The sequence below is a fragment of the Pseudomonas sp. R3-41 genome, from assembly GCF_054161485.1.
The window spans coordinates 3,966,848-3,982,053 of record NZ_CP096421.1; the positions used below are offsets into that span (position 1 = coordinate 3,966,848).

15 protein-coding genes are annotated in these 15,206 nt (G+C 62.1%); 5 read left to right on the forward strand and 10 right to left on the reverse strand.

Going from position 1 to position 15,206, the window contains the following annotated elements; translation table 11 throughout:
* Window positions 1–22: 22 nt before the first annotated feature.
* The 4 genes from M1D99_RS17400 to M1D99_RS17415 form a co-directional block, all read right to left on the reverse strand.
* Window positions 23–517 (reverse strand): GNAT family N-acetyltransferase, encoded by a 495-nt coding sequence (locus M1D99_RS17400; RefSeq protein WP_186707649.1) that lies wholly within the window; start codon window positions 515–517, stop codon window positions 23–25.
* Window positions 518–573: 56 nt separating this feature from the next.
* Window positions 574–1,695, reverse strand: coding sequence for a cell division protein ZapE (zapE, locus tag M1D99_RS17405; RefSeq protein ID WP_458130503.1), 1,122 nt, complete (start codon window positions 1,693–1,695; stop codon window positions 574–576).
* 236 nt (window positions 1,696–1,931) lie between these two features.
* The gene (locus tag M1D99_RS17410; protein ID WP_186707647.1) at window positions 1,932–2,273 is read right to left on the reverse strand and encodes a nuclear transport factor 2 family protein; all 342 of its coding nucleotides are present in this window, start codon (window positions 2,271–2,273) and stop codon (window positions 1,932–1,934) included.
* A 51-nt stretch (window positions 2,274–2,324) separates the two neighbouring features.
* On the reverse strand, window positions 2,325–3,041 hold the full coding sequence (locus M1D99_RS17415) for a helix-turn-helix transcriptional regulator (RefSeq protein WP_434570664.1): 717 nt from the start codon (window positions 3,039–3,041) through the stop codon (window positions 2,325–2,327).
* A 291-nt stretch (window positions 3,042–3,332) separates the two neighbouring features.
* Here M1D99_RS17415 and M1D99_RS17420 point away from each other — a divergent pair, with 291 nt between their 5' ends.
* On the forward strand, window positions 3,333–3,803 hold the full coding sequence (locus M1D99_RS17420) for an LEA/WHy family protein (RefSeq protein WP_434570666.1): 471 nt from the start codon (window positions 3,333–3,335) through the stop codon (window positions 3,801–3,803).
* Between the two features lies 1 nt (window position 3,804).
* On the opposite strand, the gene M1D99_RS17425 is transcribed toward M1D99_RS17420, so the two are convergent.
* Window positions 3,805–4,728, reverse strand: a complete 924-nt coding sequence (locus M1D99_RS17425; protein ID WP_434570668.1) for a carbon-nitrogen hydrolase family protein — start codon at window positions 4,726–4,728, stop codon at window positions 3,805–3,807.
* An 86-nt stretch (window positions 4,729–4,814) separates the two neighbouring features.
* Between M1D99_RS17425 and M1D99_RS17430 the strand changes: the two genes are divergently transcribed.
* On the forward strand, window positions 4,815–5,723 hold the full coding sequence (locus tag M1D99_RS17430) for a LysR substrate-binding domain-containing protein (RefSeq protein ID WP_434576527.1): 909 nt from the start codon (window positions 4,815–4,817) through the stop codon (window positions 5,721–5,723).
* A gap of 3 nt (window positions 5,724–5,726) precedes the next feature.
* Here M1D99_RS17430 and M1D99_RS17435 read toward each other — a convergent pair whose 3' ends face one another.
* On the reverse strand, window positions 5,727–5,981 hold the full coding sequence (locus tag M1D99_RS17435; RefSeq protein ID WP_003181187.1) for a hypothetical protein: 255 nt from the start codon (window positions 5,979–5,981) through the stop codon (window positions 5,727–5,729).
* Between the two features lie 160 nt (window positions 5,982–6,141).
* Between M1D99_RS17435 and M1D99_RS17440 the strand changes: the two genes are divergently transcribed.
* Window positions 6,142–6,459 carry a DUF883 family protein gene (locus tag M1D99_RS17440; protein WP_186707644.1) on the forward strand — a complete coding sequence of 106 codons (318 nt, stop codon included), beginning with the start codon at window positions 6,142–6,144 and terminating at the stop codon, window positions 6,457–6,459.
* A gap of 183 nt (window positions 6,460–6,642) precedes the next feature.
* Here the strand turns inward: M1D99_RS17440 and M1D99_RS17445 are convergent, their stop codons facing one another.
* From M1D99_RS17445 to M1D99_RS17455, 3 genes are all read right to left on the reverse strand, one after another.
* On the reverse strand, window positions 6,643–8,520 hold the full coding sequence (locus tag M1D99_RS17445) for a feruloyl-CoA synthase (RefSeq protein ID WP_434570671.1): 1,878 nt from the start codon (window positions 8,518–8,520) through the stop codon (window positions 6,643–6,645).
* 141 nt (window positions 8,521–8,661) lie between these two features.
* A complete protein-coding gene (locus M1D99_RS17450) occupies window positions 8,662–10,110 on the reverse strand; it encodes an aldehyde dehydrogenase (RefSeq protein WP_186729847.1) in 1,449 nt (482 codons plus the stop codon).
* 109 nt (window positions 10,111–10,219) lie between these two features.
* Window positions 10,220–11,050 (reverse strand): p-hydroxycinnamoyl CoA hydratase/lyase, encoded by an 831-nt coding sequence (locus M1D99_RS17455; RefSeq protein WP_207966573.1) that lies wholly within the window; start codon window positions 11,048–11,050, stop codon window positions 10,220–10,222.
* Between the two features lie 213 nt (window positions 11,051–11,263).
* On the opposite strand from M1D99_RS17455, the gene M1D99_RS17460 reads away from it, so the two are divergent.
* The gene (locus tag M1D99_RS17460) at window positions 11,264–11,749 is read left to right on the forward strand and encodes a MarR family winged helix-turn-helix transcriptional regulator (RefSeq protein WP_434570673.1); all 486 of its coding nucleotides are present in this window, start codon (window positions 11,264–11,266) and stop codon (window positions 11,747–11,749) included.
* A gap of 216 nt (window positions 11,750–11,965) precedes the next feature.
* On the opposite strand, the gene M1D99_RS17465 is transcribed toward M1D99_RS17460, so the two are convergent.
* Window positions 11,966–13,273, reverse strand: a complete 1,308-nt coding sequence (locus tag M1D99_RS17465; RefSeq protein WP_434570675.1) for an OprD family porin — start codon at window positions 13,271–13,273, stop codon at window positions 11,966–11,968.
* Between the two features lie 313 nt (window positions 13,274–13,586).
* Between M1D99_RS17465 and mhpT the strand changes: the two genes are divergently transcribed.
* Window positions 13,587–14,813 carry a 3-(3-hydroxy-phenyl)propionate transporter MhpT gene (gene mhpT / locus M1D99_RS17470; protein ID WP_434570677.1) on the forward strand — a complete coding sequence of 409 codons (1,227 nt, stop codon included), beginning with the start codon at window positions 13,587–13,589 and terminating at the stop codon, window positions 14,811–14,813.
* The last annotated feature ends 393 nt before the right edge of the window (window positions 14,814–15,206 follow it).

The following is a 15,206-nucleotide window of genomic DNA, read 5'->3' on the forward strand; positions in this document are numbered from 1 at the left end:
GCACCCCACCAGAAGCCCGCTTTTACAGGGGCTTGATCCAGAACTGCATAATGCCGTGGGCCGGGTCGAACATGCCGGCGGCAAAGCCGAACTTGGCGTAGCTGCCCTGGGCGACGGCATTGCCTTCAAGCACTTCCAGGGTGATCTTGCAGCAACCGCGCTGACGGGCAATGTCCTCGACCTTCTGCAGCATCTTCTGGCTCAACCCGAGGCCGCGAAATTCCGGCATGACCGCCACGTCGTGGATATTCACCAGAGGCCGGCAGGCAAAGGTTGAAAAACCTTCGAAGCAATTGACCAGCCCCGCCGGTTCTCCATTGACGAACGCCAGCACGCTGAAGGCATGGGGCCGCTTGGCCAGTTCCTCCGGCAAGTGCAGCAGTACCTCGGCCGGCAACGGATGCCCCCCACCCATCGGATCCTGCGCATAACCGTTGAGCACATGACAGATCGCTTCGGCGTGGACCGGGTTGGTGTAGCTGGCTTGCAGAACAAGGATGTCCTTGGCTTCTTCCATGACCTTCCATCTCACTTCAGTAGTACCGCGGCACAATGCCGTCGGCGGGATACAGGTCAGGCGTACTGACCAAAACGTTGCATTTGCATTTCCTGGAGGCGACTGAGCGTACGGCGAAACGGGAATTGCAGATAGCCCTCGGTGTACAACTCATCCATCGGCACCGCGGCCGAAAGACACAGCGGCACCTTGCGGTCATAACATTCATCGACCAGGGCGATGAATCGTCGCACGCCGTCGTCGTGGACCGACAACTGCGGTAACTCACGATCACCGGCCACGACCCGTTCGACGCCGTCCTCGGTGCCACGAGCAATGCGCCCTTCACGCTGTTCAGCGCTCAGACAAGGCACGTCACTGAGCAGGATGACATTGAAGCGGTCGCACAGCGCCATGAAATCCAACGCTGAAAACGGTTGCTCGCACAAGTCGGCGTAACGGCTCCACAGCACGGCATCGCTGGCCTGGACCGGTTCCAGCAGACGATGGCCCACTTCAATCGGCGCTCGGCTCGACACCTGCCCGGCGATCAACAGCTCGAAGACATCGCCCAACGGGTCGGGTTGCCCTGGATCGCGCAACCAGTAACGCTGCTGCAATTGGCCTGGGTGTTGGCGATGGTCTTGCCAGCCGTTCACCGGCACGATCTGCATGTGCTGCTTGATCGCGGTGATGGTCGGCAGGAAGCGCTCGCGGTTGTGGCCGTTGGCATAAAGCTCTTGCGGCGGCAGGTTGGAGGTACTCACCATCACCATGCCCAGCTCGAACATCACCTGGAACAAACGCCCGAGGATGATCGCGTCACCAATGTCGTTGACGAACAGCTCGTCAAAACACAGCACCCGTACTTCCGCGCTCAACTCCCTGGCCAGCGCTTGCAAAGGGTCCGGCGTGCCGGTGAGCTGGAACGAACGCTGGTGCACCCACGCCATGAAATGATGGAAGTGCTGACGGCGTGCCGGCACCTTGAGGCTTTCATAAAAGCGGTCCATCAGCCAGGTCTTGCCACGCCCCACCGGCCCCCAGAGATAAACGCCCTGGATCGACTTGCGCCCTTCGTGCAACGCCTGGTGGCATTGCTCCAGTGCCATGATGGCCAATTCCTGGGCCTCATCCTGGACGAAACCGCGGTGTTCGATGGCGTGCTGCCAAGCACTCAGGGGGGAGTCGAAAGTCATACGGCCCGGGTCCGAAAAACGAAGGTGGGGAGTATGCCATGACAGCATGGGGTGATGAGTCATTCACCTGCTTGTGGACTCAACGCGAACCCCTGTGGCGAGGGAGCTTGCTCCCGCTCGGTTGCGCAGCAACCGCAAAAACTTGGGGCCGCTGCGCAGCCCAGCGGGAGCAAGCTCCCTCGCCACAACAGCGTTCACCTCCTGGCACAACAGCAATCATTTCAGGGGGCAGGACGCTAGATTGAAATATCCAACCGACTGATCTTGCCCTGCTCATCGAGCCGGAAGGTATAGCGCAGCTCCAACGGGCTGCCGGGGAATGTGCCGGAGATCAGGTTGTGCACCAGCACCTTGCCTGTGCGTTGCTGCACATCGAGAACCTCGACTCGCGGCTGGAAGCGCTGGGCGGTGTCTTCCATCCATTGGGCGATGGCCTGGGTGCCGACACGGTGCTGGCCTTCATCGAACACATTGGCGTCCTCGGCGAAGAAACGCGTCACCGCCGAACTGTCACGGGCATTGGCAGCCGCGATGTAGCCGGCGATGGCCGGGGCCAGGGAAGAGACGGGGTTGGACATGGCATGGCTCCTTGTTTTATCGATCTGGCACCATGCTAGAACAACGCTGTGTCAGTTTTTGTCAGGAGTGAAACGCCCGGTTTCGTCCAGCTTCATCAACGCAAACCAGTCCCGCAGCAAATCGCTGCGCCGGCCTGGATAGCGCTCGCCCTGCTCGGTGGCCGAGGCAATCCGGTCGGTGCGAAAGGTCCGATAGGCGCCGCGCAATTCGCACCAGGCCACCACTACCCGCGCCTCATTGAAAAAGCCCAGGGCCAGCGGCCAGATCAGCCGTTGGCTCGGGGTCTTGTTCACGTCGGCGTAGTCGATGTGCAGCTTGGCCTGGGCGCGAATGGCCTGGCGGTAGACATTCAGTTCCACGGTGTTCTGCGGATAGCCATAACCCGGCGGGCCAGGCAGCACTGTGGGGTTGCGCAACGCGTCCCGCACATCCGGGGCCAGCACCGCGGCGACCTTCGCCAACGCGTCGGCGGCCGCCTTGCCCAATACTTCGTCGGCACGCTGATCCACGTAGCGCAAGCCCAGCACAATGGCCTCGATTTCATCGGCGGTGAACATCAGTGGCGGCAGGAACAGGCCGCTGCGCAATACATAACCTATGCCCGCCTCGCCCTGGATCGGCGCGCCAAGGGCCGTGAGTTCGGCAATGTCGCGGTACAAGGTGCGCTCGGAGACGTTCAGTTCCCTCGCCAATGTCGCGGCGGTGACGGGGCAACGCTTGCCCCGCAGGACTTGCAACAAAGTGAGCAGCCGAGTGGTACGCGACACGATGGACTGTCCGCAAAGAAAAGATGACGCAGATTAGCAGAGGCTGGTGTCAGAAACTGTCAGGAGCCCTTTGACGGATGAGTCAGTGTGGTATGAATCTGTGGAATGAGTCTTTGTGGTGTGTGAGCTTTTGTGGCGAGGGAGCTTGCTCCCGCTGGGCTGCGCAGCGGCCCAAGCTGTTGCGGTTGCTGCGCAACCGAGCGGGAGCAAGCTCCCTCGCCACAAAAGCGCTCTCGCCAGGGTATCGTGCTCAATCGCTTCCGAGTTTTTTCATTCACTGAGAGTCTATCCATGCGCAGAATCCTCGGCCTTTCCGTATTCCTGATCACGCTCAGCCTGAGCGCCTGCGCCCTCTTCCCGCACCGTGACCCGTTGAACATCAACGTGGTGGGCATCGAGCCATTGCCCAACCAGGGCTTGGAAGTGCGGTTCGCGGTGAAACTGCGTGTGCAAAACCCCAACGAAACCGCCATCGACTACAACGGCATGGCCTTGGACCTGGAGGTCAATGGTCGTACGCTGGCGACCGGGGTCAGTGACCAGGCCGGTTCGATCCCGCGCTTTTCCGAAGCGATCCTGAGTGTGCCGGTGAGCATTTCGGCGTTTTCCGTGCTGCGCCAGACCCTGGGCCTGAGCCAGACCCAAAGCCTGGACAACCTGCCCTATGTACTCAAGGGCAAGCTCGCCGGCGGCGTGTTCGGCACGATGCGCTTCGTCGACCGCGGGAACCTCGAGCTGCCGGGTTCCGCGGCGACGTGGTGAATCACCCTGTGAAGCGCACGCCGGGCTTGGCGCGTTCGTCCACCACCAGTTCGAACACGTCCGGCCTGGCGTAGTGTCCGACCACATCATAGTCATAGCGCGCCCGCACCAGATCATCGGTGTCGATTTCGGCGGTCAATAACCCTGCGGTGTCTTTCAGCGGCCCGGCGAGCACATCCCCCATGGGCCCGACTATCACACTGCCACCGGCGATCAGCGGCCGTTCGGCCGGCCAGTGCGCGACGTCAATGCCCAGGGACTGCGGCGACGCCTGGACCTGACAGGCACTGACCACAAAACAGCGCCCTTCGTGAGCAATATGGCGCATGGTCACCTGCCACATCTCCCGCTCGTCAACCGTTGGCGCACACCAGACTTCCACGCCCTTGGCGTACATCGCGGTGCGCAGCAGCGGCATCATGTTCTCCCAGCACACCGCGGCGCCGACCCGGCCGACCTGGCTGTCGATCACCGGCAAGGTCGAACCATCGCCCTTGCCCCAGATCAGTCGCTCGGTGCCGGTGGGCATCAACTTGCGGTGCCGGGCCACGAGGCCTGCATCGGGTTCGAAATACAGTGCGGTGCAGTACAGGGTGCTACCGACGCGCTCGATGACGCCCAGCACCAGGCTCGCCCCGGTGCGCGCCGACAGCCCGGCCAGCGCTTCGGTTTCCACGCCGGGCACGTCGATGGCGTTGGCAAAGTAGCGGGCAAACGCCTCGCGCCCCTCCGGCAATCGGTAACCCAGTTGCGTCCCGAACCCCTCGCCCTTGGGATAGCCACCCAACAGCGCTTCAGGCATGACTACCAGGCGTGCACCGGCTTGGCGAATGGCGTCTTCGTAGGAAAGGATCTGCGCCAGGGTCTCGCCCTTGCCACCCGGCAAAGAACCGATCTGCAGGGCAGCCACAATGGATTTGGGCATGGTTTTTCAACTCCTTGATCATCAGGTGTTGCTGATTCTCAAGCAGCGGCCGATCATGAATAAAGCCCCGAATGCTGCTAAATGATATGAACCTCATGAATATCGCCGACATCGACCTCAACCTGCTCAAGACCTTCGAAGCCCTGCATGACGAATCCAGCGCCAGCCGCGCCGCCGTGCGCCTGGGCGTGACGCAATCGGCCATCAGCGCCGCATTGCGCAGGCTTCGCGATGTGTATGGCGATCAGTTGTTCGTGCGTACGGGACGGGGGTTGGCGCCGACGTTGCGGGCCAATCAATTGAAACCGGTGATCAGCGAAGCCCTGGACAAATGTCGCCAGAGCCTGGCGATGATCGACCCGGACGCCAGTCATTATGACGGTCGTTCGGTCATCGTCGGCCTATCGGACGATTTCGAGATTGCCCATGGACGCCGCCTGATCGAGGAAGTGGCCCGCCGCGCGCCGGGCCTGCGCTTGATTTTCCGCCAGACCCACAGCCAGATCGTCGGCCGGGCCTTGATGGAGCGCGACTTTGACCTGGCGATCACGGCGGGCGGTTTCGCCCAACGGTTGCTCAGCCGCCAGGTGTTGGGCGAAGGCGACTACGCCTGTCTCCTGGACGCGGCGAGCCTGGCCCAAGGCCAACGAACCCTCAGCCTGGAGGCCTTCGTGGCCCGTGAGCATCTGCTGGTGTCTTCGGGGGGCTTCATCGGCATCACCGACGAAGGGCTGGCCGGGCTTGGCCTGAGTCGGCGGGTCTGTGCCTCGACCACGCATTTTGCCGGGTTGCCGTTCCTGCTCAAGGGCAGCCAGGCCGTGGCGACGATTCCGACCCACGCCGCCCGGGCCATCGCCGACCTCAGCGGCCTGGCCTTGCTGCCCTGCCCCCTGGCCTTGCCCCGCTACCCCATCGAACTGGGCTGGCGAACCCACACGCAAATGGACCCAGCGGTGATCACGGTGCGCGAGGCCATTACCGCGACGTTCGCCTGAGGCTTACTTGTTGGCGGCCATCAGGCGATTGACTTCACTGCGCACCATGTTGGCGTATTCCGGCGGCGACATGCCGTCCAGTTCGGCACGCACCCACTCGGCCCACTTGCCCTTGCGCTTGGAGCGCTCGCCGAACAGGCGGGCGGCATCGCCCTTGGCCTTGCCCAAATTGTTTTGCCACAGTTCAAAGAGTCGGGATTTTTCGTCTTCCAGCGCGGCGCGCTCGGCCAGGGGCTTGTCAGCCAGATTGAAGCTCATGGGAATTACCTGTTGCGTAAATAGGCGCCATCTTACACCTTGCAGGGAAACGTCTTAACCACGATTTGCGATGGAATGCCCTGCCAGGGCCGCGCGCTGCAACTTTTGTGCAAGCGCAACACTCCATTGTTCAATGCCATCATCCACAAGGAGCATTTCCATGGCCCGTAAAGGCACCGTGCAAACGAACGGAGAGCAAATCAAGGATCAAGCCTTCAGCGAACTGAAGGCATTGATTGAAGAATCGGAGAAGCTGCTCAAAAGCAGTGCCTCGCTGGTGGGCGAAGAAGCCGAAAACCTGCGCGGCCAGGTCTCCCAGAAACTGCAACAGGCCCTCGATTCGGTCGCCAGCGCCCGGGAGCGCACCCGTCCGATGGTCGATGCCACCGAGGTCTACATTGGCGGCCACCCCTGGCAGACCGTGGCGATTTCCGCTGGGTTCGGGCTGGTGGTGGGCTTGCTGTTGGGGCGGCGTTAAACATCACCACCTGTGTGCGGGCAAGCCCGGCTCCCTCAGGGACCGGTGGCGCACACAAATATTGCCTACACCACAGAGCCACTGTGGGAGCGGGCTTGCTCGCGAAGGCGGTGTGTCAGTTAAAGATAATGTTTACTGACACACCGCCTTCGCGAGCAAGCCCGCTCCCACATAGTTTTGTGTTTAGCCCACCGCACCGGCCCGCAGGATCGACGCATCCTCCCCGCGATACAACGCCTCCACCTTCCCTGCCCGCCACTGCAACACCGCCCGCTGGTTGATCGAGCCCTTGTCGGTGATTTCACCGCGGTCGATGGAGGCCGGCTCATCGAGCAAGGCAATCCACTCCACTCGACTGGCGTTGCCACTGGCCTCGCGGTTCAGGCGTTGCAGCCACTCGGCGAACCATCGGCGTACCGGCGGGCTGCCAAGGACCTGGGCATCGCTGGCCGCAGCCCCCAGGCCTGACAGGCGTCGGCATTCCGCAAGGCGTGGAAACACCAGTGCGCCCAGGCACTCGCGATCCGGCGCGGTGATCACCAGGTCCTGGACATAGGGCGTGCCTTCCAGCACCGCTCGGTTGCGCAACGGGCCGACGCTGACGAATACCCCGGAGGACAATTTGAAATCCTCGGCGATCCGTCCATCGAACATCAGCCCCAGTTGCGGATTGCTGGCATCGGCCAGCTTGATCGCATCCCCGGAACAATAAAAACCGTCCTCGTCGAACACGTCAGCGGTCTGCTGCGGCGAGCGCCAGTAGCCAGGCATGATGTGCGGCCCGCGAAAGCGCCCTTCGAACTTGCCGTCCACCGGCACCAGCCGGACTTCGCAACCAGGCGCCGGTAGGCCAATGTAGCCGGCCATGGACAAGGGCCCGGTGGTGAAGGTGCAGGACGGCGACGCCTCGGTCATGCCCAGGCCGGCCATCATGCGGATACGTTCGCCGCAATGCTGCTCGGCGACCTTGTCGAGCCGGTCCCAGGTCGTTTGCGACAGGCCCGCCGCGGCAAAGAAGAACAGGCTGATACGCTTGAAGAAACGCTCGCGCAATTCACCGTCCTGCTCCAGGGCGCTGACCAATTCCTCCCAGCCCTTGGGCACGGTCAGGTAGGCCGTCGGCGAGATTTCCTTGAGGTTGCGCAGGGTCTCGGCGAAGCCTTGGGCGGTGGGTTTACCGTCGTCCAGGTAGAACGTGCCGCCGTTGTACAGCACGATGCCGAGGTTGTGGCTGCCACCGAATGTGTGGTTCCACGGCAGCCAGTCCACCAGCACCGGCGGCGTCTCGCCGAATACTGGAAAGGTCTGCAGCAGCATCTGCTGATTGGCGCAAAGCATGCGTTGGGTGGTGATCACCGCCTTGGGCAGCTTGGTGGAGCCCGAGGTAAACAGGAACTTGGCAATGCTGTGCGGCCCGGTGGCGGCGAACGCCTGCTCGGCTTCGATACCACCAGGTTGGGCCAGCAGGCTGGCGAAACGGGCCCCAGGCCGGCCCGCCATCTCGCCACGCACGGTGATCAAGGGGACGTCCGCCGGCAATACGGCATTGATCGCCCGTTCGAAAGGTGCGGCTTCGCTGACAAACACCAGACCCGGCTGCAACAGATCGCAGACGTGGCGCAGCTTGGCGAAATCCTGGGACAGCAATGAATAGGCCGGTGAAACCGGGCAATAGGGAATGCCGGCGTACATCGCGCCGAGGGCCATTTGCAGGTGCTCGATGTCGTTGCCGGAGAGCAACGCCAGGGGTTTTTCCGCCGACAATCCGTAACTCAGCAGGCTTTGGGCGATGGCCCGGACGCTGTCGAGCATCTGCGCATAGCTGACTCGACGCCAGTCGCCACCCGCTTCACGGGCCGCGATAAATGTCTGCTGTGGGCGCACCTCGGCCCAGTGCACCAGGCGCTCGAGCAAACGCGCCGGCAAGGGGGCCAGGGGTTCCAGGGAACGCATGTGCAAGATGCCACGCTCTTCCCGGACTTCGACGGCAGGGTGACCAATCGACACCTGGCGATAACGCCCGGCCTCGGGTCGGGAGGACGATCTGGACTCGGAACTCACGTACATTTCCTCCACCAAGGCACACTCGGGTCGCGATGCGAGCGGAGCGTGGCAACACAGGGCTGCGGCCTTGTCATTATTATTCTGGCCTGCATCCGGGCGGCGGCCTTCATGGCCGGGCCGCCCGCGATGCGGCGGGTTTCAGATCGGGTAATGCCGCGGACCGTTCTGCAAGGTCACCCAACGCAACTGGGTGAAATGCTCGATGGACGCCTTGCCGCCAAAGCTGCCGTAACCGCTGGATTTGACCCCACCAAAAGGCATTTGCGCCTCGTCGTGCACGGTCGGGCCGTTGATGTGGCAAATGCCCGACTCGACCCGCTGGGCCAAGGCCAGCGCGCGGCTGGTGTCGCGACTGAAGATGGCGGCCGACAGGCCGAACTCGGAATCGTTGGCCAGGCGCAGCAGTTCTTCATCGCCGTCACCGCGCAGCAGCACCGCCACCGGCCCGAAGGACTCTTCGCGGTACAGGCGCATGTGTGCGGTGACGCCGTCGAGCAAGGTCGGCTGCAGGATGCTGCCTTCCAACTGCCCACCGCTGACCAGCGTCGCGCCTTTGGCCAAGGCATCGTCGATCAGCCCCTTGATGCGCTGGCCGGCACTGGCATCGACCAACGAGCCCAGCACCGAATCGCCAGCCGCCGGATCGCCGGCACGCAAGGTGGCGATCTTGGCGGTCAACTTGGCGACGAACGCATCCGCCACGCGGGCATCGACGATCAATCGCTCGGTGGACATGCAGATCTGGCCCTGGTTGAAGTAGGCCCCGAAGGCAGCCGCTTGCACCGCTGCATCCAGGTCAGCGTCGTCCAACACCAGCAGCGGCGCCTTGCCGCCGAGTTCCAGCAACGCTGGCTTGAGATGGCGCGCCGACAGTTCGCCGACGATGCGCCCGACATGGGTCGAGCCGGTGAAGTTCACTCGGCGCACCGCCGGGTTGGCGATCAACCGTTCAACAATGGCTGGCGCATCCGCCGGGGCATTGCAGATCACGTTGACCACACCGTCGCCCAGCCCGGCGTCTTGGAGCACCTGGCCAATCAAGCGGTGCACCGCCGGGCTGATCTCGGAAGCCTTGAGTACCACGGTGTTACCGCAGGCCAGGGGCATGGCGATGGCGCGGGTCGCAAGAATCACCGGGGCGTTCCAGGGGGCGATGCCCAGCACCACGCCACAAGGCTGACGCAGGGCCATGGCGAAACTGCCGGGCACGTCCGAAGGAATGATTTCGCCGTTGATCTGGGTGGTCATGGACGCGGCTTCGCGCAGCATGTTCGCCGCCAGGTGCACATTGAAGCCGTACCAGTTGGCCATGGCGCCGGTCTCGCCGGCGGCGGCGATAAACTCGCCACTGCGGGCCTGCAATTGCTCGGCCGCACGCAACAGACGTGTACGGCGCTCGTTGGGCGCCAGCGCGGCCCAGGCGGGAAACGCCGCTTGGGCGGCGGCCACGGCGGCATCGGCGTCTTCCAGGGTGGCGGCAGCCACGCGAGACACCACCTCACCCGTCACCGGGTTGCAGCGTTCGAAGGTCCGGCCATCGCGGGCCGGGCACGACTGGCCGCCAATCAACAGGGGCACGTCCAGCATGGTGATTCCTCTTTAATTGTCTTTATCGGGAACACATTGCAGCGATGTAACAGTAGCGTCAGGGCGATGCAGCGAACAGCGGGATGCGGCCCACCGCTCGCCGGTCGACTCAGCGCTTATAGGTTTGCAGGCCCGGCTTGATGCTCTTGTCGTCCAGGAACTGTTTCATGCCCTGCTCGCGGCCACCCTCGGTGTCGAGCAGGCGCGACTGGTCGAGCTTGGCGTACAGGTAATCCTCGTTCTGCTCCCAGGTCAGTTCGCGGCAGCGCTTGAAGCCATGCTTGGCAGCGCGCAGCACCACCGGGTTTTTCTCCAGCAGGTTGCGCGCCAGTTCCACCGTGACTTCGCGCAGTTGCGCCAGGGGCACGCTTTCATTGACCAAGCCCATCTCGGCGGCTTTCTGCCCGCCGAAGGTCTTGCCGGTCATGATGTAGTACAGCGATTGGCGATGGCCCACCGTATCGGCCATGGCCTTGCTGACCAGGTTGCCCGGCGGGATACCCCAGTTGATTTCCGAGAGACCGAAGGTCGCTTCGTCGGCGCAGATCGCCAGGTCGCACGCCACCAGCGGGCTGAAACCGCCACCGAAGCACCAGCCATTGACCATGGCGATGGTCGGCTTGGCGTACATGCGCAGCAGTTTCCATTGCCACTGCGACGCTTCGCGACGGATCTTCTCCTGGAGGATTTCCGGCCCGGCATCCACTTCGCGGAAGTATTCCTTGAGGTCCATGCCAGCAGTCCACGCATCACCGGCCCCAGTCAGCACCAATACGCCGGCGGCGGGGTCCTGCTCCAGGGTCTCGAGCACGTCGATCATCTCGCGATTGAGGGTCGGGCTCATGGCGTTGCGTTTTTCCGGGCGGTTGAGGGTGACCCAAGCGATGCCCTCTTCGATATCGACCTTGACCGTTGTCCAGCGACCTTCGTAATTGCTCATGATGCGGGCTCTCTTGTTCTTGGCTGAAGATGATCAAAAACTAAACCGGAAAAATAGTTATGTCAATTAACTATTAATCGATTTACCTGTATTTTTCAGAGGCTGGGTTGAAGATTTAAAAAACTGAATGTACCCAAGCCCATAGCCAGCGCGCCGCAACCTCGGCAAACTGGATAGCCTTATTAATCACTTACTTTGAGGAAGCTCACTTCGATGGCCAAGTCTTCCAAGCTTGCCGAACCCGCCGAGCCCCTGGTCGCCGGTACCGACGCGCAGGCACCGCTGGACTCCGCGCTGGACGACCTGATCGGCTATGCCCTGCGTCGCGCCCAGTTGAAACTGTTCCAGAACCTGATCGGCCGGCTCGCCGTCCACGACCTGCGCCCCGCCCAGTTCTCCGCCCTGGCGATCATCGACCAGAATCCCGGCCTGATGCAGGCCGACCTGGCCAAGGCCCTGGCGATCGAACCGCCGCAGGTGGTGCCACTGCTGAACAAGCTGGAAAGCCGCGCCCTGGCCGTGCGTGTGCGCTGCAAACCGGACAAGCGCTCCTATGGCATTTTCCTGAGCAAGACCGGCGAAACCCTGCTCAAGGAACTCAAGCACATCGCCGTCCAGAGCGACCTTGATTCCACCACGGCCCTCTCAGCGGCTGAGCGTGAGGAATTGCTGCGGTTGTTGAAGAAGGTTTATCAATAAGGAACACCGCTTCCCCTGTGGCGAGGGAGCAAGCTCGCGCAGGGTCGCGTCCGCAGGAGCGGTGTAGGAGCTGTCGAGTGCAACGAGGCTGCGATCTTTCCCCACACACTTGAATCTCAAGCGAAAGTCAAAAGATCGCAGGCTTCGCCAGCTCCTACAGAGCCCAGCGGGAGCAAGCTCCCTCGCCACGAGAGCACTGCGTCGCACCCCAATGCATCACCAGATCGGCACGCTGTACGTCACCAGGAACCGGGTCTGGTTTTCATCGCGAAACGCCGCCGTACCCGGGAAGTCGTTGCGGTAGATCGATTTGCGCGCCAGCAGCCCGACGTTTTTCAGTGGGCCGCTCTGGACCACATACCCCAGCTCCATCTGGAACTCGCGCTCCTTGCGATCCTCGGCATTGAGGGCCGCCAGCTCGATGTGGTCACCACGCACATAACGCAATCGGCTCCTCAGGCCCGGCACGCCCACGGCAGCGAAATCGTAGTCATGAATGGCCTGCCAGGTGCGTTCCTTGGCATTGAGGAAATCCGAGCTCATGGTCATTTCGCTCAAGCCCATCAGCTCGGTGCCGGACACATACGGCGTGGCCGTATCGCCACTGGCGTGCATGTAGCCCAGGCTGACGCGATGCCCCCACAGGCGATAACCGACCAGCGCCGAAACGTTGCGGTTATCCACCTTGCCTGCCTTGGCCGCGCCGTCTTCATCACTGAAAAAGCTGCGCAGGTCGGTGGTTAGCACACCGTCGCCCAATGGCAGGTTGTGCAGCAATGCCAGGGTATTCTGTTGGTACAGATCCGCGACTTCGGCGTGGTAGGCCCGCAAGCTGAGGTCTTTGTTGACCTGGTAGTCGCCGCCCACATAGGCCATATGGGATGAAGTCGCCGCACCGTTGAAACGGCGATTGGGCGAGGCGATGCTCATGGGCTGGTAATCGGTGGAATCGCGCCGGGCGATGCGGTCGATGTAACCCGTGTTCAACACCAAACCGTCGAAATCCTTGGAGCTGAGGGTCGTACCGCGAAAGGTCTGAGGCAACAGCCGCGACGGGCTGGCGAAGGCAAACGGCAGGAAAATCGACACGTCGCCGGTCTTCACTGTGGTTTGCGCGAAACGCAGCTTGCCGGTCACGCCCAGGCGCGAATATTCATCCGCCGCGCGCTTGTCGCTGCTCGACACAGGCAGTAGTTCAGTCCCGCTTCGGTCCGGCGACGAGTCGAGCTTGATGCCCAGCAATCCCCTCACGTCGAGGCCGAACCCGACGGTGCCTGGGGTAAATCCCGACTCGACGTTCATGAACACGCCTTGGGCCCATTCCCTGGCTGCGGTCTTGGCGCCGTCGTCCTTGTAGTCGCGGTCCATGTAGTAGTTGCGCAAGGTCAGGGTGCCGTGGCTGTCGTCGATGACGCCTTCCGCCCACGAGACCGGAGAACCCAGGCTCAATCCGAGACAGGCCAGCAGAGGGACAAGGGATGAAACAGGGCGCGCCTTCAGCGCATCCCGGGCAAGGTTTGGCATGTTTGGTGTCCATTTATTGTTGTTGTTTTGATCGGCCCAACCTTGGCGATGGGGGCCGCGCGAACAAAGAATGGAAACGGTACGGGCGCTTCGTCAATCCAGAATGTCCGATAATCGAACATTAATGTAATTAACTAATTTACTTTCTCGCTCGAGGATTCTGCCCAAGCCTCTGATTTACATCATGAACTGGTCGATTGTTGACGTCCTGTCCGCACCCTTCATTTTTTAGTTAGCTTTGTTAATCTTAAATGCACCCACCGGTTTTCCTTCGAGCCGGTGTTCCCTCACAAAAACAATAAGAGGATTTGCCATGGACCGTCCGGCGCGTCGTGCGACGCTGACCATCGCCTTGTGTTTCATCGTTGCGTTGATCGAGGGTTTCGACCTGCAGTCAGCCGGCACCGCCGCCGCAGGGTTGCGACAGACGTTTGCCCTCGACCCGAAAATGATGGGCTGGGTGTTCAGCGCCGGCATCATCGGGTTGTTGCCGGGAGCTTTCTTCGGTGGCTGGATCGCTGACCGCATCGGTCGCAAGAAAATCCTCATCGCGGCAGTCTTGCTGTTCGGCGTGTTTTCCCTCAGCACCGCTTATGTCGAACATTTCTCCAGCCTGTTGCTGGTGCGCTTCATGACCGGCCTGGGTCTTGGGGCCGCCCTGCCCAACCTCATTGCCCTGTGCGCCGAAGCCGTGGGCGAGCAGCGCCGGGGCACGGCCATCAGCGTGATGTACGCGGGGGTGCCGTTGGGTGGTGCGTTGGCCGCCGTGGTCGCCATGCTGTTTGGCGAGCACTGGCAGATGACGTTTTTTATCGGTGGGTTGGCACCCTTGCTAGTGGTCCCGTTGATGCTCCTGTGGCTTCCCGAATCCAGCGCCTTTCGCCAGGCACAGGGTGACAGCGGCTCCTCGCGCGGTTCCACCGCACAGGCGCTGTTCGGTGAAGGTCGCGGTCGTACTACCTTGGCGCTGTGGCTGAGCTACTTCTTCACCCTGACGGTGATGTACATGTTGCTCAACTGGCTGCCATCGTTGTTGCTGGAACAAGGCTTCAGCAAACCCCAGGCCGGCCTGGTGCAGATGCTCTTCAACATTGGCGGAGCCCTTGGCTCGTTGCTGGGCGGCCTGTTGCTGGACCGTTGCAATGGGGTCAAGGTGGTGCTGTTTGTCTACGCTGGTCTGCTGAGCGCCCTGGCCGGGGTCGGGTTGTCCGTTGGTATCGTGCCTATGGCCATCGCCGGGTTTGCCGCCGGGTTGTTTGTCATGGCTGCGCAGTTGGTTCTCTATGCGTTGGCACCGCCCTCCTATCCTACGGCGGTGCGTGCGACGGGGGTGGGTGCCGCGGTGGCCATCGGGCGCCTGGGGTCGGTGGCTGGGCCGCTAGCCGCTGGGCAGATCCTGGCGGCCGGGGGTGGGACCACGGCTGTATTACTGGCGACTTCGCCTGGGTTGGTGGTTGCGACGTTGGCTGTTCTTGGTGTGATTCGTTATTCGGCTGGGCCGGGGTTGAGGGCTAGGAATCCGATGCCGGAGAACTCCTGACTGGGTGTGAGTATCCGTTATTTTGGCTGAACCACCGCCTTCGCGAGCAAGCCCGCTCCCACATTAATCTCCGCCGGGCGCAAAATTTACATCCAACACAGAAACCACTGTGGGAGCGAGCCTGCTCGCGAAGAGGCCAGCCAGCACAACATTCATGTGACTGAACCACCGCTATCGCGAGCAAGCTTTGCTCCCACAGATCTGATGGGTGTACGAGCGGGAGAGCCAGGTCGGCTTTAAGGCCGCCTCGGCTTGGCTTTTGATCTTGAGGCCCCGTTAACCACGCTGGCCGAGCGCAGGTATTGCGCAGTGGGCATCCCGGCATGGATGCCGGGATAGCCGCGCTGGGCCATGGCATGGTCAGATCCTCGAAAACCGACCCTGCCAGTTAAA

Excerpts from the sequence above, each read along its gene's own strand:
- M1D99_RS17420 (WP_434570666.1), top strand. The coding sequence starts at position 3,333 with ATGCGCAGAATCCTCGGCCTTTCCGTATTCCTGATCACGCTCAGCCTG.
- M1D99_RS17450 (WP_186729847.1), bottom strand. The coding sequence starts at position 10,110 with ATGCTGGACGTGCCCCTGTTGATTGGCGGCCAGTCGTGCCCGGCCCGC.
- M1D99_RS17400 (WP_186707649.1), bottom strand. The coding sequence starts at position 517 with ATGGAAGAAGCCAAGGACATCCTTGTTCTGCAAGCCAGCTACACCAAC.
- M1D99_RS17455 (WP_207966573.1), bottom strand. The coding sequence starts at position 11,050 with ATGAGCAATTACGAAGGTCGCTGGACAACGGTCAAGGTCGATATCGAA.
- zapE (WP_458130503.1), bottom strand. The coding sequence starts at position 1,695 with ATGACTTTCGACTCCCCCCTGAGTGCTTGGCAGCACGCCATCGAACAC.
- M1D99_RS17465 (WP_434570675.1), bottom strand. The coding sequence starts at position 13,273 with ATGCCAAACCTTGCCCGGGATGCGCTGAAGGCGCGCCCTGTTTCATCC.
- M1D99_RS17430 (WP_434576527.1), top strand. The coding sequence starts at position 4,815 with ATGAACCTCATGAATATCGCCGACATCGACCTCAACCTGCTCAAGACC.
- M1D99_RS17440 (WP_186707644.1), top strand. The coding sequence starts at position 6,142 with ATGGCCCGTAAAGGCACCGTGCAAACGAACGGAGAGCAAATCAAGGAT.
- M1D99_RS17435 (WP_003181187.1), bottom strand. The coding sequence starts at position 5,981 with ATGAGCTTCAATCTGGCTGACAAGCCCCTGGCCGAGCGCGCCGCGCTG.
- M1D99_RS17425 (WP_434570668.1), bottom strand. The coding sequence starts at position 4,728 with ATGCCCAAATCCATTGTGGCTGCCCTGCAGATCGGTTCTTTGCCGGGT.
- M1D99_RS17460 (WP_434570673.1), top strand. The coding sequence starts at position 11,264 with ATGGCCAAGTCTTCCAAGCTTGCCGAACCCGCCGAGCCCCTGGTCGCC.
- mhpT (WP_434570677.1), top strand. The coding sequence starts at position 13,587 with ATGGACCGTCCGGCGCGTCGTGCGACGCTGACCATCGCCTTGTGTTTC.
- M1D99_RS17410 (WP_186707647.1), bottom strand. The coding sequence starts at position 2,273 with ATGTCCAACCCCGTCTCTTCCCTGGCCCCGGCCATCGCCGGCTACATC.